Source organism: Cognatiluteimonas sedimenti, assembly GCF_022808325.1.
GTDB lineage: Bacteria > Pseudomonadota > Gammaproteobacteria > Xanthomonadales > Xanthomonadaceae > Cognatiluteimonas > Cognatiluteimonas sedimenti.
The window spans coordinates 1,245,396-1,266,641 of record NZ_JALGCL010000001.1 but is presented as its reverse complement, the minus strand read 5'-3'; the positions used below and the strand labels follow the sequence as shown (position 1 = coordinate 1,266,641).

The following is a 21,246-nucleotide window of genomic DNA, read 5'->3' as shown; positions in this document are numbered from 1 at the left end:
TGGCCCCGGCGCCGGATTCGGCACGTTTCCTGATATCGATCAAGACACCCGCGCGCAGGCGGGCGTCGAATGCCCGTGGAGGCATTTGCCGGCATATGCATCCGGGCCCTGCGGCCCGGTTCGCGGCGGTTGGCGACATGGCGATTGCTCCTTCTGCAGCGTCAACAATATCAGTTGACACTAATATAAGATATAACTAATATAAATCCCGACACAGCGGCGCCACGGCGCCGGAGGATGCTGAAGATGGCCAGGATCGTGGTGCTAGGCGCAGGGCTCGGCGGCATGGCCGCGGCCTACGAATTGCGCGAAACGCTGGGCAAGGACCATCCGGTCACGGTGGTCGGGCTGGGCGACCGCTTCAGTTTCACCCCGTCCAACCCGTGGCTGGCGGTGGGCTGGCGCAAATCCGGGGATTTCACCCTGGATGCCGCCGAGCACCTGGGCCGCAAGGGCATCGCCTTCGACGGCTCCGGGGCGCAGCGCATCGATGCCGACGGCCGCCAGGTGCATACCGCTGCCGGCCAGGTGCTGGATTACGACTACCTGCTGGTCTGCACCGGACCCAAGCTCGCGTTCGAGGAAGTCCCGGGCACCGGTCCCGACGGCGGCCTGACCCAGTCGGTCTGCACCACGCCGCATGCGCAGCACGCCTGGGAGGCGTACGAACGCTTCCTCCAGGACCCGGGCCCGATCGTGGTCGGCGCGGTGCAGGGCGCCAGCTGCTTCGGACCGGCCTACGAGTTCGCGCTGATCCTCGATGCCGACCTGCGCCGCCGCAAGCTGCGCGACAAGGTGCCGATGACCTACATCACCAGCGAACCCTACATCGGCCACATGGGCCTGGGTGGCGTCGGCGATTCCAAGGGCCTGATGGAGTACGAACTGCGCCAGCGCCACATCAAGTGGATCACCAACGCCAAGGTGCAGGAAGTACGACCCGGCGAAGTCGTTGCCGTCGAGCACGACGGCAAGGGCCAGCCGCAGGACGAGCACGTCGTGCCGTTCAAGTACGCGATGCTGCTGCCGGCGTTCAAGGGCGTGGATGCGGTCGCCGCGGTCGAGGGGCTGTGCAACCCGCGCGGCTTCGTGATCGTGGACAAGCACCAGCGCAGCCCGAAGCATCCGCGGATCTTCGCCGCCGGCGTATGCGTGGCGATCCCGCCGGTGGAGGCGACGCCGGTTCCCACCGGTGCGCCCAAGACCGGCTTCATGATCGAGTCGATGGTCACCACCATCGTGCGCAACATCCAGGCCGAACTGCAGGGCAAGCCGGCCGACTTCGAGGGCACCTGGAACGCGGTGTGCCTGGCCGACATGGGCGATACCGGCGTGGCGTTCGTCGCCCTGCCGCAGATCCCGCCGCGCAACGTGACCTGGGCCAGGGAGGGCAAGTGGGTGCACCTGGCCAAGGTCGGCTTCGAGAAGTACTTCCTCTACAAGATGCGCCACGGCACGTCCGAGCCGATCTACGAGAAATACATCATGGGACTGCTCGGCATCGAGCGGCTCAAGGGCGCGAAAAAATAGGCGTCCCCACGATCTTCCCTCCCCCTTTTTTCCCCGGAGCAAGCACATGAAAACACCGATGTCCCTGGATCGCGCCATCATGGCCTTCGCCGGGGTGATGGTCCTGGCCAGCGTCGCGCTGACGCAGCTGGTCTCGCCGTGGTGGTGGCTGCTCACCGCCTTCATCGGCCTCAACTTGTTCCAGTCGGCGTTTACCGGTTTTTGCCCGGCGGGCATGGTCATGCGCAAGCTCGGGATCGGCCGGAACGCAGAGGGCGCGAGTTGCTGCCGTTGAACCGCATGCGCGCGACTCTCGCGGCTGCGTTGCTGGCCGCGCTGGCCGCGTGTGGCGGCGAACCGTCACCGGCCGCGCTGCCGCCACTGCCGAAGCTGCAAACGCTGGTCGTGCAGGCGCCCGCCGGCGACCGCGGTCGCAGCTGGGATGGCGTGGTCGAGGCGGTGCGCCAGGCCGACCTGTCGGCGCAGACCGCCGGGCGGGTGACCGTGGTCAACGCGGACGTGAACGACCGCGTCGCTTCCGGCACGGTGCTGTTGCGGCTGACGGCCGTGGAGCAGCAGGCCGGCGCCAATACCGCGCGGGCGCAGTTGCGCGCCGCCGAGGCCGCGGCGGCGGAAGCGGAGTCCAACTATCGCCGCTTCGCCGCGCTGGCCGGTGGTCAGTACGTGTCGAAATCGCAACTGGACCAGGCGCGCGCGGCCCGCGACAGCGCGGTGGCCGGGCGCGACGCAGCGCGCGCACAACTGGCGCAGGCGGGCCAGCAGGCTGACTACACGGTGGTGCGCGCGCCGTTCGACGGCATCGTCAGCGCCCGGCGGGTCGAACCTGGCGAAAGCGTCAACCCGGGCCAGCCGCTGATGTCGGTGTACGCGCCAGGCGCGCTGCGGATCGAAGTGCAGGTGCCGCAGTCCGAGGCCGACGCGATCCGCGGCGCCGGCCGCGCGCAGGTCGTGTTCGCCGACGGGCGCGCCGTCGCCGCGGCCGCAGTGGTCGTGTTTCCGGCCGCCGACCCGTTGACCCACAGCGTCGGCGTGCGCGTGGCGTTGCCCGACATCGGCGACGCTCCAGTGCCCGGCGCCACCGCCAAGGTGGTGTTCCCGATCGCCACCGGCGCCGCTGCGCCGACGAACAGCATCCCGGCGTCGGCGCTGGTGCAGCGCGGCGAGGTCAGTGGCGTGTATGTGTTGCGGGACGGCAGGCTGTCGCTGCGGCAGCTGCGCCTGGGCGATCGCCGCGGCGACCGGGTCGAAGTCCTGGCGGGCTTGGTGCGCGGCGAGACCATTGCCGCCGACCCGGTCGCCGCGGTGCAGGCGCTGGCGGCGCAACGCAAGGCCGCCGGAGGCAACCGTGAGTGACCCCGGCCACGGCCGGCTGGGCCTGCCGGGCCGCCTGGCCGCCGCCTTCCAGGCCAACCCGCTGACGCCGATCCTGGCGCTGCTCGGCCTGTTGCTGGGCCTGGTGGCGGTGCTGGTCACGCCGCGCGAGGAAGAGCCCCAGATCGACGTCACCATGGCCAACGTCATCGTGCCGTTCGCGGGCGCCAGCGCGCGCGACGTCGAGCAACTCGTCAGCACGCCGCTGGAGCAGAAGCTCTCGGAAATCGAGGGCGTCAAGCACGTGTACTCGATCAGCCGCCCGGGCATGGCCGTGCTGTCCGTGGAATACACGGTCGGCATCGAGCGCCAGCCGGCGATCGTGCGCCTCTACAACCAGGTCTATTCCAACCAGGACTGGTTGCCGCCGGGCGTGGGCGTGGGCCAGCCGCTGATCAAGCCCAAGGGCATCGACGACGTCCCGGTGATGGCGGTGACGCTGTGGACCGACGACCTGCAACGCGGGCCCACCGAACTGGCGGAAGTCGCGCACACGCTGGAAACCGAGTTCAAGCGCGTGCCCGGCACGCGCGACGTCTACACCGTCGGCGCGCCCGACCGGGTGGTGGCGGTGACCCTGGATCCGGCGCGGCTTGCCGCGTACGGATTGGCGGTGCCCGACCTGGCCCAGGCGCTGCAGGCGGCCAATGTCGTGCGCCAGGTCGGCGAACGCGTCGCCGGCAATGCCGCGGTGCCGGTAACCGCCGGCACCTTCCTGGCCAGCGCGCGCGATGTCGCCGACCTGGTGGTCGGGTTGTCCGGCGGCAAGCCGTTGCGCTTGTCCGACGTTGCCACGGTGCGCGCCGGAGGCGACCTCGCCACGCGCTACGCCTGGCATGGCGCACCGCCCGGACGCGCCGGCCCGATCGCGGGACTGGCGCCCGCGGTGACCATAGCGGTCGCCAAGAAGCCCGGCAGCAATGCCGCCGACATCACCGGCGCGGTTGCCGCGCGCCTGCGCCAGGTGCAGGACGAACTGATCCCCGACGGCGTGCATGCCACCGTGACCCGCGATTACGGCCAGACCGCCACCGACAAGGCGATGAAGCTGATCCAGAAGCTGGTGTTCGCCACCGGCTCGGTGGTGCTGCTGGTGCTGTTCGCGCTGGGCTGGCGCGAGGCGATCGTGGTCGGCAGCGCGGTGGTGTTGACGCTGGCGGTGACGCTGTTCGCGTCATGGGCGATGGGTTTCACCCTCAACCGCGTCTCGTTGTTCGCGCTGATCTTCTCGATCGGCATCCTCGTGGACGACGCGATCGTCGTGGTCGAGAACATCCACCGGCACATGGCGCTCGGAGGCAAGAGCCTGCGCGAGGCGATCCCTCCGGCGGTGGACGAAGTCGGCGGCCCGACCATCCTGGCGACCTTCACCGTGATCGCCGCGCTGATGCCGATGGCCTTCGTCTCCGGCCTGATGGGGCCGTACATGCGCCCGATCCCGATCAACGCCTCGGTCGGCATGCTGCTGTCGCTGGCGATCGCGCTGGTGGTGACGCCCTGGCTGTCGCTGAAGCTGCTGGGCAGGCACCTGCCCGCCACGGACGACGGCGACCATGCCGGCGAAGCCGAAGCGGCCCGCGAAACAAGGCTGAAGCGCATGTTCTCCAGGCTGATGCGCCCGTTCCTGGATCCCGCGCGCGGCGGCCGCCGGCGCCTGTGGCTGTTCGGTGGCATCGCCGCGCTGGTGCTGCTGGCCGCGTCGCTGGCGGTGTTCCAGGCGGTGGTGCTGAAGATGCTGCCGTTCGACAACAAGTCCGAACTGCAGGTGGTGGTGGACCTGCCCGAGGGCCGCACCCTGGAAGCCACCAACGCGCTGCTGGTGGAACTGGCCGCGGTCGTGGACAAGGTGCCCGAGGTGCTGGATTACCAGGGCTATGCCGGCACCGCCGCGCCGATCAACTTCAACGGCCTGGTGCGGCAGTACTTCCTGCGCAGCGGCGGCAACGTCGGCGACCTGCAGGTCAACCTGGTCGACAAGCACCAGCGCGAACGCCAGAGCCACGACATCGCGCGCGCGCTGCGGCCGCAACTGGACGCGATCGGGCGGCGCCACGGCGCATCGGTGAAAGTGGTCGAAGTGCCGCCCGGGCCGCCGGTGCTGGCGCCGCTGGTCGCCGAGTTGTATGGCCCCGACTACGCGGCCAGCCGCAGGCTGGCCAAGGCGCTGGAACAGCGTTTCCGCGCCACCGAAGGCATCGTCGATGTCGATACCAGCGTCGAAAGCGATGCCCCGCGCGAGGTGCTGGTGGTCGATCGCGCGCGCGCCGCGCGCCTGGGCGTGCCGCAGTCGGCGATCGCCGACGCGCTGGCCGCGGCCTTGACCGGCCTGGACGCCACCTACGTGCACGACGGCGCGTCGAAATACCCGCGACCGGTGCGCCTGCGCCTGCCCGCAGGCGACCAGGCCACGACGCAGCGCCTGCTCGCGCTGCAGGTACGCGGCGGCCAAGGCCAGCTCGTTCCGCTGTCGGAGCTAGTGGCGGTGCAGGAGGCGCCGTGGGACGGCGCCATCCACCACAAGGACCTGCTGCCGGTCGTCTACGTCACCGGCGACGAGGCCGGCCGCCTGGACAGCCCGCTGTACGGCATGTTCGACCTGGTCGGCCAGCTGCGCGAACACCGTGTCGGCGGGCAGGAAATCGCGCAGAGCTTCGTCGCCCAGCCCGCCGACACCAGCGGCTTCGCGGTCAAATGGGACGGCGAATGGCAGATCACCTACGAGACCTTCCGCGACATGGGCATCGCCTACGCTGCCGGCATGGTCCTGATCTACCTGCTGGTGGTGGCGCAGTTCCGCAGCTACCTGGTGCCGCTGGTGATCATGGCGCCGATTCCGCTGACCGTGATCGGGGTGATGCCGGGGCACGCGCTGCTGGGCGCGCAATTCACCGCGACCTCGATGATCGGCATGATCGCGCTGGCCGGGATCATCGTGCGCAATTCCATCCTCCTGGTGGACTTCATCAACCAGGAAACCGCGCGTGGCGTGGCGCTGGCCGATGCCGTGGTGGATGCCTGCGCGGTACGCGCCAAGCCCATCGTGCTGACCGGGCTGGCCGCGATGCTCGGCGCGTTCTTCATCCTCGACGATCCGATCTTCAACGGATTGGCGGTCTCGCTGATCTTCGGCATCCTCGTCAGCACGGCGCTCACGCTGGTCGTGATCCCATTGCTGTACTACGCGTTGTTGCGCGCGCGCCCGAAAGCGGCGCCGCGCGAGGAGGCCGCATGACCGATCCGCTGCTCGTCGCCTGTCCGCACTGCCAGTCGCTCAACCGCGTGCCCGCAGGGCGCCTGGACGCGCGCCCGGACTGCGGGCGCTGCCACCAGCCGCTGTTCACCGGTCAGCCGCTGGCGCTGGACGCACCGGGCTTCACCGCCCACGTCGAGCGTGGCCAGCTGCCGGTGCTGGTCGACTTCTGGGCGCCGTGGTGCGGGCCGTGCCGGATGATGGCGCCGCAGTTCGAGCAGGCCGCCGCGCAACTGGAGCCGCGCGTGCGCCTGGCCAAGGTCGACACCGAAGCGCAACCGGCGCTGGGCAATCGCTTCGGCATCCGCAGTATCCCGACGCTGGCGCTGTTCCACCATGGCCGCGAACTTGCGCGGCAGGCCGGTGCGATGGGTGCGGCCGACATCGTGCGCTGGACGCGCGCGCAGTTGCCATGATGGCCGGTGACGGCTGCGCGGCGTCGCCTGTCCTTCCACACTTTCCGAGTAGCACCACGATGCACCCATCCCGATCCCATCCCGTATCCGCTTCCGCCGCCACCTGCGCCACGCCGGTCAGGTGCGGGCGCGGCGTGCCGCGCATTGCCGCCATTGCATTCGCGCTGCTGCTCGCGGCCGGCTGCGCCTCCAACCCTCCGGAGGTGACGACGCCGACGGTGGCCGTGGTCGAAGTGTTGCCAGGCCTGTACACGGCGGGCCAGCCCGCGCCCGGCGACTGGAGCGCGATCGCCGCCCGCGGCGTCGCCACGGTCGTCAACCTGCGCACCGGGGAGGAACTGGCGGGTCGCGACGAAGGCTCCGAGGTGCGCGCGGCGGGGCTGCGGTACGTGCAGATCCCGGTCGCCGGTGCCGATGGCATCACCGTCGACAATGCGCGCCTGCTGCACGATGCGCTCGCGCCAGGCCACGGCCAGGTGCTGGTGCATTGCGCCAGTGGCAACCGCGCCGGCGCGCTGCTGGCGCTGGAACAGGCTGAATTCGACGGCGTGCCGGTGGATGCGGCGCTGGCGCTGGCGCGCAAGGCCGGGATGACCAGTACCGAGCCGCGGCTGCGGGAGGCGCTGGGCCTTGGCCGGTAGTTCGACCATGGACGACGCGCGGATCACCGTCGTCGGCGCCGGTTTCGCCGGCCTGACCGCGCTGCGCACCTTGCGCCGGCAGGCGCCGCGCGCGCGCTTGACGCTGGTGGCGCCGGTCGCCGAGTTGCAGTACCTGCCGGGCACCATCTGGTTGCCGTCGGGGCAACGCCGGCGCGAGGACCTGGTAGTGCCGCTGGAGGGATTCCTGCGCCGCGAGCGCATCGATTTCCATGCCGCGCATGCCACCGGGCTTTCGGCCGACGGCCGCCGGCTCCGCACCGATGCCGGCGACGTGGACAACGACGGCCTGGTGATCGCCACCGGCGCGCGTTTCCTGCGCAAGCTGCCGGGCATCGAGCACGCCATCATCCCCTGCGAAGGCGTGGTGGCCGGCGAGGCGATCCGCGACCGGTTGGCCGCGCTCGACGGTGGCACCCTGTGCTTCGGCTTCGGCAGCAATCCGAACGAGCCGATCGCGATGCGCGGCGGGCCGGTGTTCGAGTTCGTGTTCGGCATCGATACCCTGCTGCGCAGGCAGGGGCGCCGGGACAAGTTCCGGCTCGTCTTCTTCAGCCCCTCGCAGACGCCCGGCCAGCGGCTTGGCGAGCGCGCGGTGGGAATGCTCCTTGGTGAAATGCGCAAGCGCGGCATCGACACGGTGCTGGGCGAGAAGCCGCAGCGTTTCGAGGCCGGCGCGGTGCGGCTGGAACGCACCCGCATCGACAGCGACCTCACCCTGTTCATGCCGGGCCTGACCGGCCAGGCCTGGCTGGACGACACCGCGCTGCCACGCTCGCCGGGCGGCTTCGTGCAGGGCGAGGCCAGCTGCCGCGTGCCCGGCTTCGCCCGCACCTATGTCGCCGGCGACGGCGGCAGCTTCCCGGGCCCGGACTGGATGCCCAAGCAGGCGCACCAGGCCGACCTGCAGGCCGAAGTCGCCGCCCGCAACCTGCTGCGCGAGCTGCGCGGCGAGGCGCCTGCGGAGTCGTTCCGCAGCGAGCTGGTGTGCATCGTCGATTCGCTCGACCGCGGCATGCTGGTGACGCGGCGCGAAGGCGGCAGCCGCGTGCTGCCGCCGCTGCGGGCGATGCACTGGGCCAAGGTCGCGTTCGAGAAGCGTTACCTGCGCCGATACCGTTGATCGCGCCGGCCGCGACGCGGCGCGGGCACCCGGCGGCGCCGGGTCAATCGCCCAGGGTCGCGTCCAGCACCTGCGCCAGCCGCCACGCGGCCTGGCGCACGCGCTGCTCGGCCAGCGGGCGGTAAGCGTCGAGGTAGGCAATGTCCAGCTTGTGCCCCTGCGGATACAGGTGGCGCGCATCCACCAGGCGGCAGGACTCGGCCGCCCACGCCATCGGTCCGGTGGCCGGGCCGTCCGCGGGCATCGGCGGCCACGGCAGCGCGTCGAGCCGCGCCGCGTACTGCCGCAGCGACAGCTTCGCGCTGCCGAGGATGTAGTAGTCCCACACCGAGTGCAGGTTGGTCCCCATCACCCCGTCCACGTAGCGGTTGCGGGCGTAGGCCTCCGGTGCAAGGTCGGTGCGCAGGCTGATCTGGTACTTGTTGCCGCCGAGGTCGTCGTGGCTGTTGGCGTGCATGGGTTGGTGCACGTCGCCGACGAAGTGGACGATGAACTTGAGCGCGTCGCGTCGCACCGGCAGCGGCTGGCTGCGGTCGGCCAGGATCGCGCGCTGGCGCTCGATCGCGCCGGTCACGCAGTTGCCATCCGGGCAGTCGCGCGCGGGCTCGAACCGGCAACTCTGGTCGGTCGCATTGATGTAATGCCAGCGCGAGGTCGCCTTGAATTCCGCCGGGTCGAGGTCGCGCAGGCGGTCGGCCCAGTCGGCGACCCCGGCCAGGGTCGGGTCGGGCTCGCCTGCCAGCAGCAGCTTCACCTGCGCCCCGGCCACCGGGTCCAGGTGGCGCTCGGCCAGCTCGCCGACCAGGCGATGGCCCAGCGCGCTCCAGGCCATTGCCGCGGGGCTGGCGGCGACGACCAGCACGGCGGTCAGGGCGAGGACGGCGGTCTTGCGCATGGCGGGAATCCGTTTGCTGGCCGGAAAGGGGCGGGGGCAGGCTAAAATACCCGGATTCCCGCAGGTTTTGTCCCCATTCGTCCCCTTCAGGAGCTGTGCGTCATGGCGATCAAGGTAGGCATCAACGGTTTCGGCCGCATCGGGCGCAACGTGTTGCGTTCGGCGGTGCAGAATTTCGGCAACGACATCGAGGTCGTTGCGATCAACGACCTGCTGGAGCCGGGCTACCTCGCCTACATGCTGCAGTACGACTCGGTGCACGGCCGCTTCAAGGGCGAGGTAGCGGTGGATGGCGACCACCTGCTGGTCAACGGCAAGCGCATCCGCCTGACCCAGGAGCGCGACCCGGCCAACCTGAAGTGGGGCGAGGTCGGCGCCGAGGTGGTGATCGAATCCACCGGCCTGTTCCTGACCAAGGAAGCGGCGCAGAAGCACATCGACGCGGGCGCGAAGAAGGTGATCCTGTCGGCGCCGTCCAAGGACGACACGCCAATGTTCGTCTATGGCGTCAACGACGGGAAGTACGCGGGCGAGGCGATCATCTCCAACGCCAGCTGCACCACCAATTGCCTGGCGCCGGTGGCCAAGGTGCTCAACGACAAGTGGGGCATCAAGCGCGGCCTGATGACCACGGTGCATGCCGCCACCGCCACCCAGAAGACGGTCGACGGCCCGAGCAACAAGGACTGGCGCGGCGGCCGCGGCATCCTCGAGAACATCATCCCGTCGTCCACGGGTGCGGCCAAGGCGGTCGGCGTGGTGATCCCGGAACTCAACAAGAAGCTCACCGGCATGTCGTTCCGGGTGCCGACGTCCGACGTCTCGGTGGTCGACCTCACCGTCGAGCTGGAGAAGCCCGCGACCTATGCCGAGATCTGCGCGGAGATGAAGGCGCAGTCCGAAGGCCCGCTGAAGGGCATCCTCGGCTACACCGAGGACAAGGTCGTGGCCACCGATTTCCGCGGCGACACCCGCACCTCGGTCTTCGACGCCGATGCCGGCATCGCGCTGGATCCCACTTTCGTCAAGCTGGTGGCGTGGTACGACAACGAGTGGGGCTACTCCAACAAGTGCCTGGAGATGGTGCGGGTGGTCGCGAAGTAATCACACCGCCGCGGTGGATGCACGAAGAGCCCCGCGATTGCGGGGCTTTTTCTTTGGTGCTTGGCGCAATTCCGGGGAGAGCGCCTGCGGGAACGTTTTGGTCGCATGCCTTCGCTGCGACTTGACGGGCCCCGGCGTGGCCGCCACCCCTTCGGGGCGAATGTCCCCCGGCCTGCGGCCTCCTCCTTTATTTCGCCCCGAAGGGCTGGCGGCCACGCCGGGACGTCGGATCGCAGGCTTGCTCGAAGTCTTGCGCTGCTTTGACTTGTGGGTCGCTGCGCAAGCCGCAACGCGGGGGGTGCGGATGCCCTTGGGCGCGAAATCAAGGAGGAGGCGTCGGCCAAAGGCCGGCGCCGGAGGACATTCGCACCCAAGGGCATCCGTACCCGACGCGCTCGCGCATGTCCGTACCCGACGCGCTCGCGCATGTCCGTACCCGACGCGCGCGCGTATGTCCGTACCCGGCGCCCTGCGCATGTCCGTACCCGGGCCCCGGCGGGCATCCGTTCCTGGCGCCCGGTCGATTCAACCGCCGCGGCGCTTTTCACTCAGCCGCGAAGAGAAGGTCCTTTTGCTGTTGCGTGTCACCTGTCCGGCGCCGAGTCAGCCGAAGCTGCGCATCTTCGGCCATGCCTTCGCCCAGTCGAATCGCAGGTCGCGGCAGACGTAGATGTCCGGGTGCCCGCTTTCCTCGTTCTCCACGCCGTGCGGAATGCGCACGCGAGCGGCCAGCGTGCAGGTCGCGGGCGTATCGCGGATGCCCTCGGCGTCGTCCCCAAGCACGATCACCGTGGTCGGCGGTGGATTGCCGTAGCCGCGTGCCCAGTACGAGTTGATGCCGCTGATCGCCGTCGGCAACCCAAGTCGCGGCCCGTAGCGGTTGACCGCGCCGGCCTCGCCATAGTTGTTGGCGTAGATCGCGGTGCGCGCGCGTTCCTCCGGTGGCAGTGCGCGGTAGACCGCGGCGACCTGCGCCACCAGTTCCGGCCAGCCGACCTGCTCGGCGAAGTTGTCGTGGAACTGGCGGCTGATGCGCCAGCCGTGCGAGCCGATCGGCGCCAGCGGCAACCCGATCAGTCCGGTCGTCGCCACCGCGGCAAGCAGTACCAGTGCCGCCGCGCCGCGGGCCAGCGTGGCCGTGCGCGGACGCAGGCGCGCGATGCCGCGTTCCAGTGCAACGACGCCCGCCGCCACCAGCATCGGATAGGCCGGCGCCAGGTAGTAGTCACGCGCGCCGGCCACCCGGAACAGCAGCAGCGCGGCCAGGTACAGCCACGCCAGTGCGCGCCAGCGCTTCGCTGCCCCGGCGAATGCGAGCCAGGCCAGCCCCGCCAGCCACAGGGGTGCCAGCAGCGGGCTGGTGCCGACCAGCAGTTGTCCCGACAGGAAACCGCCGGTGCGACCGATGCGGACGTCGCGCGCATGGATGTGCTGGACGAAATCCAGGTAGATGAAATCGTGCTGCCACTGCCACCATGCATTGGGCGCGAACACCAGCAGCGACACGAGCACGCCCAGCCACGGCCAAGGGCTGGCGAGTCGCCGCCGCAACGGCGTGGCCAGGATCGCGACCGCGATGCCCGCTGCACAGAACAGCATCGTGTAGCGCGTCATCATCCCCAGGCCGATCACCAGCCCCAGTGCCAGCCACCAGTACCGGCCCCTGGAAGGATCGCCATCGTCGGCGTTGGCCAGTTTCAACAACAGCCACGCCGCCATCACCCACCACAGGTAATCCGGGCTGGTGTACTGCAGCATCGAGCCGGCGAGCATCGCGAACGGCCCGCACCCGACCGCGATCGCCGCCACCAGCTGCGCGGCGCGACGCCCACCCAGTTCGCGCGCGATCAGGCCGGTGAACAGCATCGCCAGCGCCTGCGCCAGTGCGGAAGGCGCGCGGAAGGCGGTCAGCGAATCGCCGAACAGCTGCATCGAGACATGCGCCAGGAACGGCACCAGTGGCGGATAGGCGACATAACCCCATGCAAGGTGACGGGCGTCGTCGAGCACCGCCAGTTCGTCGCGGTGGAAGCCGTACTGGCCGTTGGCCAGCAGGTGCAACAGCAGCAGCGCCAGCGCCAGCGCCAACAGCAGCAGGGTGGTGCGGCGCTGCGAAGCGCCGGGAGCGATCGGCATCGATGGTCGCCTGGGGCCGGAGGGCTGCATTAGGCAGGCGCGGCTGGCGCTTGGCAATCGCGGCCGTGCCGCGCCCTGGCGGCCCCGGCCGCGAGCGGCGCGGCTCAGCGCTCCAGCAGCGGCAGCTTGTTGGGCACGCCGTCCCATTCGTCGGCGTCGGGCGGCGCCGGGATCTTGCGGTCGATCACCGGCCACAGCGGCGCCAGTTCGGCGTTGATGGCGAGGAAGTTTTCCTGCCCGGCGGGGACGTCGTCTTCCGGGAAGATCGCGTTGACCGGGCATTCGGCGACGCACAGCGTGCAGTCGATGCAGCTTTCCGGGTCGATCACCAGGAAGTTCGGGCCTTCGTGGAAGCAGTCCACCGGGCAGACTTCGACGCAGTCGGTGAACTTGCACTTGATGCAGTTTTCGGTGACGACGTGGGTCATGCACGCGTTCCGTCGCGCCGGGCCTGCAAGTATGTTCCCGGCGATCTGCGCGCGCCATGACCTGGATCAGCGCCCGTGCCAGGCGGCAATGCGATAATCGGCCGCCCACCGGCCTTGCCTGCCATGCCATCCGCACCCGCGCCAGACGCAACCGCCATCGCCCGCCTGGTCGACCGCTTCTACGACCGCGTACAGGCCGATCCGGTACTCGGCCCGGTCTTCAACCCGATCGTGCACGACTGGCCCGGACACAAGGCGTTGCTGACCTCGTTCTGGTGTTCCGTCGCGTTGCGGGCGGCGACCTATCGCGGCAATCCGATGGCGGTGCACCGGCCGTTGCCCATCGATGCGGCGCATTTCGACCATTGGCTGGCACTGTGGCGCGACACCGCGCAATCGCTGCTGCCGGCGGAGCAGGCCGAAACGATGGTCGATTACGCGCAACGCATCGGGCGCAGCCTGCGTTACGGCCTGGGAATCGACCGCAACCTGCGTCCGCTGGGATTGCCGGTCGCCCGCCAGGGGTGATCGGTGGCCGCGCACGGCGGCTGGGCAGGAAGGGGAAGGGCATGATCGGAATTTGCGCCGACGCGGCGCCGGCGGGGACAATGCGCCTCCGCACACCACGCGCCGGGAGCCCCATGTCCATCCTCCGCATGACCGACCTCGACCTTGCCGGCAAGCGCGTGCTGATCCGGGAAGACCTGAACGTGCCGATCGACGAAGACGGCGAGATCACCTCCGAACAGCGCATCGTGGCGGCACTGCCGACGCTCAGGATGGCGCTGGCAAGCGGCGCCGCGGTGATGGTCACCTCGCACCTGGGGCGGCCGAAGGAAGGGGCGTGGAGCCAGGCCGATTCGCTGGCGCCGGTGGCCGCGCGGCTGTCGCAGCTGCTGGGGATGGAGGTGCCGTTGCTGCGCGACTATCTCGGTGGCGTCGAGGTCGCGCCGGGGCAGCTGGTGCTGCTGGAAAACTGCCGCATGAATGTCGGCGAGAAAGCCGACGATGAAGCGCTGTCGCGCCAGTACGCCGCGCTGTGCGACGTGTTCGTGATGGATGCCTTCGGCACCGCGCATCGCGCGCAGGCGTCGACCCACGGCGTGATCCGGCAGGCCAAGGTCGCCTGCGGCGGACCGCTGCTGATGGCCGAGCTCGATGCGCTGGGCAAGGCACTCGATGATCCGGCGCGGCCGCTGCTGGCGATCGTCGCCGGCTCCAAGGTCAGTACCAAGCTGGAACTGCTGGCCTCGCTGGTCGGCAAGGTCGACCAGCTGATCGTCGGCGGCGGCATCGCCAATACCTTCATCGCCGCCGAAGGCCATGGCGTCGGCAAGTCGCTGGTGGAAATGGACCTGGTCGACACCGCGAAGAAGATCATGGCGGAAGCCCGGGCGCGCGGCGCGCAGATCCCGGTGCCGACCGACGTGGTGGTCGCGCCGCGCTTCGCCGCCGACGCTCCGGCGACGGTCAAGGCCGTGGATGCGGTCGGAACCGACGACATGATCCTGGACATCGGACCGGAAACCGCGGCGCGCTACGCGGCGATGATCGCTGGCGCCGGCACGCTGGTGTGGAACGGGCCGGTTGGCGTGTTCGAGTTCGACGCATTCGGTCACGGCACCGAAACCCTGGCACGGGCGATCGCGGCATCGGACGCGTTCTCCATCGCCGGCGGTGGCGATACCCTGGCCGCGGTCGAAAAGTACGGCATCGCCGACGCCGTTTCCTACATCTCCACCGGTGGCGGTGCGTTCCTGGAGTTCCTGGAAGGCAAGGAGCTGCCGGCGGTGGCGGCATTGCGGACGCGCGGTTGAACGTGTTCCGGTACGCGATGATGCGATGCCGATTCCGTGCCGCGACGATGGCGCGCTAGGTTTACGCGATTGCCGGCCGCGGGTGCCCGCGCTGATGTGGATTGCGGAATCGGTTGCGCCAACCCCGGCATCGTCACCGCATTCCGGGGGCCGGCAGGCCGAACAGCTGGATGTCGCCTGCCTCGCCGCCGACCCGATAGCGCTCGCGCAACAATTCCTCGCTGGTGAATCCGAGCCTCGCCAGCAGCAGGCGTGAGCCGGCATTCCGCGGATCGATGCCGGCCTCGATCCGATGCAGGCCGAGCGTGCGGAACCCCCACTCCAGCGCAAGCGCGACCGCCTCGCGCGCCAGGCCGCGGCCCCAGTGGTCGGAACGCAACGCGTAGCCGACCTCGGCGCGACGGTGGCGCGGGTCGAACCGGAACAGCGAACAGGTGCCGATCACCGCATCGTCCACGCGGGCGGCGATCATCCATTGCAGCGCCTTGCGCGCGGCGAAATCCTCGACGATCTCGGCGATCCTGCCTTCGGCTTCGCCGCGCGCGGCCATCGGCGACCGGCTCCAGTAGCGCATCACCGCCGGATCGGAGAACAGCGCGAACAGCGCATCGGCATCCCCTGGGCACGGGCCGCGCAGGCATACGCGCTGGCCGCGCAGGCGCGGGAACGCCGGCAGTGCGTCGAGGGCAGCGGCAATATCGATGCGGCAGGCGTCGGTCATCGCGGGCTCGCACGGCTGTGCTAGCGTGCGCCACGGAGAATACGCGACATGAGCCAGCATCGCCGCCGTACCAGGATCCTCGCCACGCTCGGGCCGGCCACCGACCCGCCGGGCATGCTCGATGCGCTGTTGCGCGCGGGCGTTGACGTGGTGCGGCTGAACTTTTCGCACGGCGACCCGGCCGCGCAGGTCGCGCGCGCGCACGCGGTGCGCGAGGCGGCGCTGCGGGTCGGGGTCGAAGTCGGCATCCTCGCCGACCTGCCCGGGCCAAAGCTGCGGATCGAAGGTTTCGCCACCGGGCGCGTGCAGTTGCGGGCCGGCGAACGCTTCGACCTGGTGGCGCGCGCCGATGCGCCGCCGGGCAGCGAGCGCGAAGTCGGGATCAGCTACCTCGGCCTGCCGAACGATGTCCACGCCGGGGACACCCTGTTGCTCGACGACGGCATGGTGCAACTGCAGGTGGAGCGCATCGAGGGCGAACGCATCGTCACCAGCGTGCTCAACGATGGCGCGCTGTCCGACCGCAAGGGCCTGAATCGCCTTGGCGGCGGCCTTTCGCTCGGCGCCCTGACCCAACGCGACCGCGAACTGATCGCGGTCGCCGCGGAACTGGGGGCCGACTTCATCGCGGTGTCGTTCTGCCGCAACGCCGCCGACATGGAGGAGGCGCGGGCGATCGCCCGCGACCATGGCAGCGATGCGGCGCTTTGCGCCAAGATCGAGCGATCCGAGGCGATCGAGAACCTGGCCGAGATCATCGACGCCAGCGACGCGGTCATGGTCGCGCGCGGCGACCTCGGCGTGGAGATCGGCGATGCCGAGCTGCCGGGTCTGCAGAAGAAGATCATCCGCGAATCGCTGGCGCGCAGCCGGGTCGTGATCACCGCCACGCAGATGCTGCAGTCGATGGTCGACAGCCCGATCCCGACCCGGGCCGAGGTGCTCGACGTCGCCAACGCGGTGATCGACGGCACCGACGCGGTGATGCTGTCGCAGGAATCGGCGGCCGGCAACCATCCGCTCAAGGCGGTGGAGGCGATGGCGCGGATCTGCGTCGGCGCGGAGAAGCAGTTCGAGCGGGACACCGATTTCGAGAAGGCGCAACGCGACCTTCAGCGCGCCGACCAGGCGATCGCGATGGCGGCGATGTTCCTGTCCGAGCACATCGGCGTGCGCGCGATCGTGGCGATGACCGAATCCGGCGGCACCGCGCGCTACCTGTCGCGTTTCCGCTCCAACGTGCCGATCTTCGGGTTGTCGCGGCATGCCGGCGCCCGCCGGCGGATGGCGTTGATGCGCGACGTGTTCCCGATTGCCTTCGACAGCCGCGGCCTGGCCACCCGCGAGGCCGCGCGCGAGGCGCTGAAGTCGCTGTTCGACGCCGGCCTGCTGGCCGAGGGCGACCGCGTGATCCTCACCAGCGGCGACCACATGGAGCAGCACGGCGCGACCAATACCCTGCGCCTGCTGCAGGTCGGCCCCGGCGGGCTGGCGCAGGGGTTGGGGGAGATTTGACCCGCGCGGTTCCGCGTGCTATCCCGCGCAACTGAAGTATTCGGTTGGCGACCGGCATTGCCGCAATTGCGTTTGGAGGTGATTGGGATGAACAGGCAACGGATCTTCGCTGCCCTCGTGCTCGGCCTGGCCTTGTCGGGTACGGCCCTGGCGCAGGAAAAGCAACGCATCGCCAACGAAGGCACCATTGGCGACAAATGGATGCTGGCCGACGGGTTGCAGCTGGCGACCGCGACCTATCCGGCGTCCCTCGCTCCCCGTGGCGGCAGCGCGTGCATTGCCTTGGGCTACCTGATCGGCAAGGACGGCACCACGTCCGATTTCGCGGTGCTCAAGCAATGGAACAGCGAAGCCGGCGAGGTCGCACCGGTCGAAGGGTATTGGCAGGCCTTCGCCCAGGCCGGCGCCGACGCGGTGTCGCAATGGCGCTTCAAGGCGCGCCCCGGGGTCGACGTGGTCGTCCCGACCTACACGGTCGCGACCCTGGGGTTCCAGGGCGGCAAGCAGCCCATGGATGCCGCCACCCTGCGCGGGCATTGCCAGATCAAGGATCTCGCCGACCAGCTGGCACGCGTCAAATCGAAGCGTTTCGAGCGTGGGGACACCACCAAGCAGGATATGGAAAAGCACCGCTTGCGCCAGCAGGAGCAGCAGGTCGAGGACACACTGCGACGTGCGAATTCACCGCCACGCGGCGGTTGACCGCGCGCGGAACCTGGCATCTGCCGGATTCGGCGCGCCACACGCGTGCCGGCCGCGCACGACATTTTCCGAAGCCGCTCGCGCGGCCATCTGGATTCTGGCGTAAGCCACTGTTTGGTAATGAACTTTTGCCTGCGCGACCGGGTATAATCGCGTTTTTCCACAAACGCCGCCGCAGGACACCATGAGCATCGAACAGCTTGCCGAAACCGCCCTGGCCATGGTCGCCGCGGGCAAGGGCATCATCGCCATCGACGAGTCCAACAACACCATCGCCAAGCGCTTCGCCGGCGTGGGCGTGGAAAGCACCGAGGAACATCGCCGCGCCTACCGCGAGATGCTGTTGACCACGCCGGGCCTGGGCGAGCACATCTCGGGGGCGATCCTGTACGACGAGACCATCCGCCAGTCGACCGCCGCCGGCGTGCCCTTCACCAAGGTGATGATGGACAACGGCATCATCCCGGGCATCAAGGTCGACAAGGGCCCGCAGCCGCTGGCCGGCTTCCCGGGCGAGGTCGTCACCGAGGGCCTGGACGGCCTGCGCGAGCGCCTGAAGGAGTACTACCAGCTCGGTGCGCGCTTCGCGAAATGGCGTGCGGTGATCAACATCGGCGAGGACATCCCCTCGGGCAGCTGCATCGAGGCCAACTCGCACGCGCTGGCGCGCTACGCGGCGCTGTGCCAGGAGCAGGGGCTGGTGCCGATGGTGGAACCGGAAGTGCTGATGGACGGCAGCCATGACATCGAGACCTGCTATGAGGTCACCGAGGTGGTGCTGCGCTCGCTGTTCGATGCGCTGTACCAGCAGAACGTGATGCTCGAAGGCACGATCCTGAAGGCATCGATGGTGATTTCCGGCAAGGACTGCGACGAACAGGCGTCGGTCGAGGAGGTGGCCGAGTCCACGCTGATGTGCCTGAAATCGACGGTGCCGGCGATCCTGCCCGGCATCGTGTTCCTGTCCGGTGGCCAGTCCGACGAGGACGCCACCGCGCACCTGGATGCGATGAACCGCATGGGCCCGAATCCGTGGCCGCTGAGCTTCAGCTACGGCCGCGCGATGCAGTCGGCCGCGCTGAAGATCTGGTCGCAGGACCTGGCCAACAATGTCGCCAAGGCCCAGGCGATGGTCCACGAGCGTGCCCGCGACAATGGCATGGCGGCGCTGGGCAAGTGGTCGAAGGCCGCGTAGGCACGGCTCGCACGGATCAGGAAAAACGCCGGCCTTGCGCCGGCGTTTTTCGTTCCAGGGCCGTTGCCTCGGATCCCGCCCGGGGGCTTGGATTCAACCCAGCGACGCCAGCCACTCGTCGTCGGAGCCCTCGTTCACGCCCTCAAGCAGGAAAGTCGACAGGTAACGCTCGCCGGTATCGGGCAGCATCGCCAGGATCACGTCGCCGGCGCTGGCCGACTTCGCCACTTCCAGCGCCGCGGCGACGGTTGCGCCGGCGGAAATACCGACGAACACGCCTTCCTCCCGCGCCAGCCGGCGCGCGGTATCGCGCGCGAGCACGTCGTCCACCGGCACGATCGCGTCGGCGACGTCGCGGTTTAGCACCTCCGGGACGAAATCCGGGGTCCAGCCCTGGATCTTGTGCGGCTGCCAGTCCTTGCCGGCAAGCAGCGACGCGCCCGCCGGTTCGCAGGCGGTGATCCGCACTTCCGGCCGCGCCAGCTTCAACATCTCGCCGACACCGGTCAGGGTGCCGCCGGTGCCCCAGCCGCTGACGAAGTGGTCGAGCCGGCGTCCGGCGAAGTCGCGCAGGATTTCCGCCGCCGTGGTCTGCCGGTGGTAGCCAGGATTGGCCGGGTTGGTGAACTGCCGCGCCAGGAACCAGCCGTGTTTGGCCGCCAGTTCCTCGGCGATGCGGACCATGCCGGTCCCGCGCTCGGCCGCGGCGCTCAGGATCACCTTGGCGCCGTAGGCGCGCATCAGCTTGCGGCGTTCGATCGAGAAGGTCTCGGTCATCACCGCGACGAACTTGTAGCCGCGCGCCGCGCAGACCATCGCCAGCGCCACGCCCGTGTTGCCGGACGTTGCCTCGATCACGGTGTCCCCGGGCTTGAGCAGGCCACGCGCCTCGGCATCCAGGATGATGGCGAGCGCCAGGCGGTCCTTGACCGAACCGCCGGGATTGAAGCTTTCGACCTTGGCGTAGAGGGCAACGCCGGACGGCGCCATGCGATGCAGGCGTACCACCGGGGTGTGGCCGATGGTGTCGAGGATGCTGTCGTGGATCATGGGGGGTTTCCGGTTGGGGGAGGGGCTGCCTGATCGCAAACGGCATCCGCCACGCAGACCGGCAGCGGGCTGCAAGGCGCCTGGCAAAAACGCGGCCGCATGGCCAGACTGCCGCGAAAGGCGTGAACGTGCCATCGGCAGGCCCGCAAGCGGCGGGGCGGGCCTCCTGGCATGGGTGCGGGACATGGGCAGCCGCTAGAATCGGTGGTCCCTTGCAGACCAACCGAAAAATGCCGACTCGCTTTCGTTCCATGCCCACCGCGCTCACAACAGTCACGGCGATGCTGGCGATCTGCGCGCTGGCGGGCTGCGGCAAGGCGGAGCGACCCGCGCCCGGGGAAGCGCCGGCGATGGTGACCACCGTGCGGGTCGCACCACAGGCGTTCCACGACACCCTGCAGGCGCTCGGCACCGCCAGCGCGCACGAATCCGTCACCATCACGGCCAAGGTCAGCGAGACCGTGCAACGGGTGCACTTCGACAGTGGCGACGAGGTCGGCAAGGGCGCGTTGCTGGTTACCCTGTCGGGGCAGCAGCAGCAGGCGGCACTCGCGCAGGCGCAGGCGGCGGCGGTGGAGGCGGAGCGGCTGTACAAGCGCCAGTTCGAGCTGGCTTCGCAGCAACTGATCGCGCGCTCGCAACTGGACAGCCAGCGCGCCGCGCGCGACTCGGCGCAGGCGCAGGTGGCGCAGGTGCGCGCGCAACTGGGCGACCGCGTGATCCGCGCGCCATTCGCCGGCGTGCTTGGCATCCGCCAGGTCAGCCCCGGCGCGCTGGTCACGCCGGGTACGCCGATCGCCACGCTCGATGACCTGTCGAGCGTCTACGTCGATTTCCCGATGCCGGAGGCGGCGCTGGCGCAGGTCGGCGCAGGACAGCAGGTGCGTGGCCGCACCGAGGTCTACGGCGGCCGCGACTTCGCCGGCATGGTGGAAACCGTGGATGCACGGGTCGACCCGGCCACGCGCGCGGTGACGGTGCGCGCCGCGTTCGCGAATCCGGACCGGGCGCTGCGGCCGGGCATGCTGGTCACGGTCCAGGTGCAGCGCCCGCAGCGCGAGGCACTGCTGGTGCCGGAGATCGCCGTGGTCCAGGTCGGGCAGACGTCGTTCGTCTACCGGGTGAAGGCCGACGCCACGGTCGAGCAGGCGCGGGTCGTCCTCGGCGCACGGGCCGACGGCAAGGTCGAGGTCCGGCAGGGCCTGCGGGCCGGCGACCGCATCGTGGTCGACGGCACCGGCAAGCTGCGCCCCGGCGCGAAGATCGCGGAAGCGGATGCTGGCGCGCAAGCCGGCGCGCCCGCGCCCGCTGCGGCGCCCGCGCCCGGGAACTGA

At 69.6% G+C, this 21,246-nt stretch carries 19 protein-coding genes; 14 read left to right on the top strand and 5 right to left on the bottom strand.

What is annotated here, in order from left to right:
• Positions 1 to 246: 246 nt before the first annotated feature.
• From MQC88_RS06030 to MQC88_RS06000, 7 genes are all read left to right on the top strand, one after another.
• Complete coding sequence (locus MQC88_RS06030; RefSeq protein ID WP_243319937.1) at positions 247 to 1,530, top strand: NAD(P)/FAD-dependent oxidoreductase; 1,284 nt, start codon at positions 247 to 249, stop codon at positions 1,528 to 1,530.
• Positions 1,531 to 1,576: 46 nt separating this feature from the next.
• Positions 1,577 to 1,804: a YgaP family membrane protein gene (locus tag MQC88_RS06025; RefSeq protein ID WP_243319935.1), complete on the top strand. Its 228-nt coding sequence runs from the start codon at positions 1,577 to 1,579 to the stop codon at positions 1,802 to 1,804.
• A 5-nt stretch (positions 1,805 to 1,809) separates the two neighbouring features.
• Positions 1,810 to 2,883 (top strand): efflux RND transporter periplasmic adaptor subunit, encoded by a 1,074-nt coding sequence (locus MQC88_RS06020; RefSeq protein ID WP_243319934.1) that lies wholly within the window; start codon positions 1,810 to 1,812, stop codon positions 2,881 to 2,883.
• A complete protein-coding gene (locus MQC88_RS06015; RefSeq protein WP_243319932.1) occupies positions 2,876 to 6,133 on the top strand; it encodes an efflux RND transporter permease subunit in 3,258 nt (1,085 codons plus the stop codon). The genes MQC88_RS06020 and MQC88_RS06015 overlap by 8 nt, the downstream gene beginning before the upstream one ends.
• Positions 6,130 to 6,567, top strand: a complete 438-nt coding sequence (gene trxC, locus MQC88_RS06010) for a thioredoxin TrxC (protein WP_243319929.1) — start codon at positions 6,130 to 6,132, stop codon at positions 6,565 to 6,567. The genes MQC88_RS06015 and trxC overlap by 4 nt, the downstream gene beginning before the upstream one ends.
• A gap of 134 nt (positions 6,568 to 6,701) precedes the next feature.
• A complete protein-coding gene (locus tag MQC88_RS06005) occupies positions 6,702 to 7,208 on the top strand; it encodes a protein tyrosine phosphatase family protein (RefSeq protein ID WP_243319928.1) in 507 nt (168 codons plus the stop codon).
• Complete coding sequence (locus tag MQC88_RS06000; protein ID WP_243319925.1) at positions 7,198 to 8,349, top strand: NAD(P)/FAD-dependent oxidoreductase; 1,152 nt, start codon at positions 7,198 to 7,200, stop codon at positions 8,347 to 8,349. The genes MQC88_RS06005 and MQC88_RS06000 overlap by 11 nt, the downstream gene beginning before the upstream one ends.
• A 43-nt stretch (positions 8,350 to 8,392) precedes the next feature.
• Here MQC88_RS06000 and MQC88_RS05995 read toward each other — a convergent pair whose 3' ends face one another.
• Positions 8,393 to 9,244 (bottom strand): S1/P1 nuclease, encoded by an 852-nt coding sequence (locus tag MQC88_RS05995; RefSeq protein ID WP_243319923.1) that lies wholly within the window; start codon positions 9,242 to 9,244, stop codon positions 8,393 to 8,395.
• A gap of 102 nt (positions 9,245 to 9,346) precedes the next feature.
• On the opposite strand from MQC88_RS05995, the gene gap reads away from it, so the two are divergent.
• The gene (gene gap / locus MQC88_RS05990; RefSeq protein WP_243319921.1) at positions 9,347 to 10,348 is read left to right on the top strand and encodes a type I glyceraldehyde-3-phosphate dehydrogenase; all 1,002 of its coding nucleotides are present in this window, start codon (positions 9,347 to 9,349) and stop codon (positions 10,346 to 10,348) included.
• Positions 10,349 to 10,951: 603 nt separating this feature from the next.
• Here the strand turns inward: gap and MQC88_RS05985 are convergent.
• Positions 10,952 to 12,484, bottom strand: a complete 1,533-nt coding sequence (locus MQC88_RS05985) for a glycosyltransferase family 39 protein (RefSeq protein WP_243319919.1) — start codon at positions 12,482 to 12,484, stop codon at positions 10,952 to 10,954.
• A gap of 104 nt (positions 12,485 to 12,588) precedes the next feature.
• On the bottom strand, positions 12,589 to 12,912 hold the full coding sequence (gene fdxA / locus MQC88_RS05980; protein ID WP_243319915.1) for a ferredoxin FdxA: 324 nt from the start codon (positions 12,910 to 12,912) through the stop codon (positions 12,589 to 12,591).
• Positions 12,913 to 13,035: 123 nt separating this feature from the next.
• Between fdxA and MQC88_RS05975 the strand changes: the two genes are divergently transcribed.
• Complete coding sequence (locus MQC88_RS05975) at positions 13,036 to 13,440, top strand: group III truncated hemoglobin (RefSeq protein WP_243319913.1); 405 nt, start codon at positions 13,036 to 13,038, stop codon at positions 13,438 to 13,440.
• Between the two features lie 113 nt (positions 13,441 to 13,553).
• On the top strand, positions 13,554 to 14,729 hold the full coding sequence (locus tag MQC88_RS05970; RefSeq protein ID WP_243319911.1) for a phosphoglycerate kinase: 1,176 nt from the start codon (positions 13,554 to 13,556) through the stop codon (positions 14,727 to 14,729).
• A gap of 133 nt (positions 14,730 to 14,862) precedes the next feature.
• Here MQC88_RS05970 and MQC88_RS05965 read toward each other — a convergent pair whose 3' ends face one another.
• Positions 14,863 to 15,450, bottom strand: a complete 588-nt coding sequence (locus MQC88_RS05965) for a GNAT family N-acetyltransferase (protein ID WP_243319909.1) — start codon at positions 15,448 to 15,450, stop codon at positions 14,863 to 14,865.
• 48 nt (positions 15,451 to 15,498) lie between these two features.
• Between MQC88_RS05965 and pyk the strand changes: the two genes are divergently transcribed.
• The 3 genes from pyk (at position 15,499) to MQC88_RS05950 (ending at position 18,862) form a co-directional block, all read left to right on the top strand.
• The gene (gene pyk, locus MQC88_RS05960; protein WP_243319907.1) at positions 15,499 to 16,965 is read left to right on the top strand and encodes a pyruvate kinase; all 1,467 of its coding nucleotides are present in this window, start codon (positions 15,499 to 15,501) and stop codon (positions 16,963 to 16,965) included.
• A gap of 87 nt (positions 16,966 to 17,052) precedes the next feature.
• Entirely contained in the window at positions 17,053 to 17,667 is a 615-nt protein-coding gene (locus MQC88_RS05955) for a hypothetical protein (protein ID WP_243319906.1), read from the top strand.
• Positions 17,668 to 17,851: 184 nt separating this feature from the next.
• Positions 17,852 to 18,862, top strand: a complete 1,011-nt coding sequence (locus tag MQC88_RS05950) for a class I fructose-bisphosphate aldolase (protein WP_243319904.1) — start codon at positions 17,852 to 17,854, stop codon at positions 18,860 to 18,862.
• A 93-nt stretch (positions 18,863 to 18,955) separates the two neighbouring features.
• Here the strand turns inward: MQC88_RS05950 and cysK are convergent, their stop codons facing one another.
• Entirely contained in the window at positions 18,956 to 19,912 is a 957-nt protein-coding gene (gene cysK / locus MQC88_RS05945) for a cysteine synthase A (RefSeq protein WP_243319903.1), read from the bottom strand.
• Positions 19,913 to 20,163: 251 nt separating this feature from the next.
• Between cysK and MQC88_RS05940 the strand changes: the two genes are divergently transcribed.
• Positions 20,164 to 21,246 carry an efflux RND transporter periplasmic adaptor subunit gene (locus MQC88_RS05940; RefSeq protein WP_243319901.1) on the top strand — a complete coding sequence of 361 codons (1,083 nt, stop codon included), beginning with the start codon at positions 20,164 to 20,166 and terminating at the stop codon, positions 21,244 to 21,246.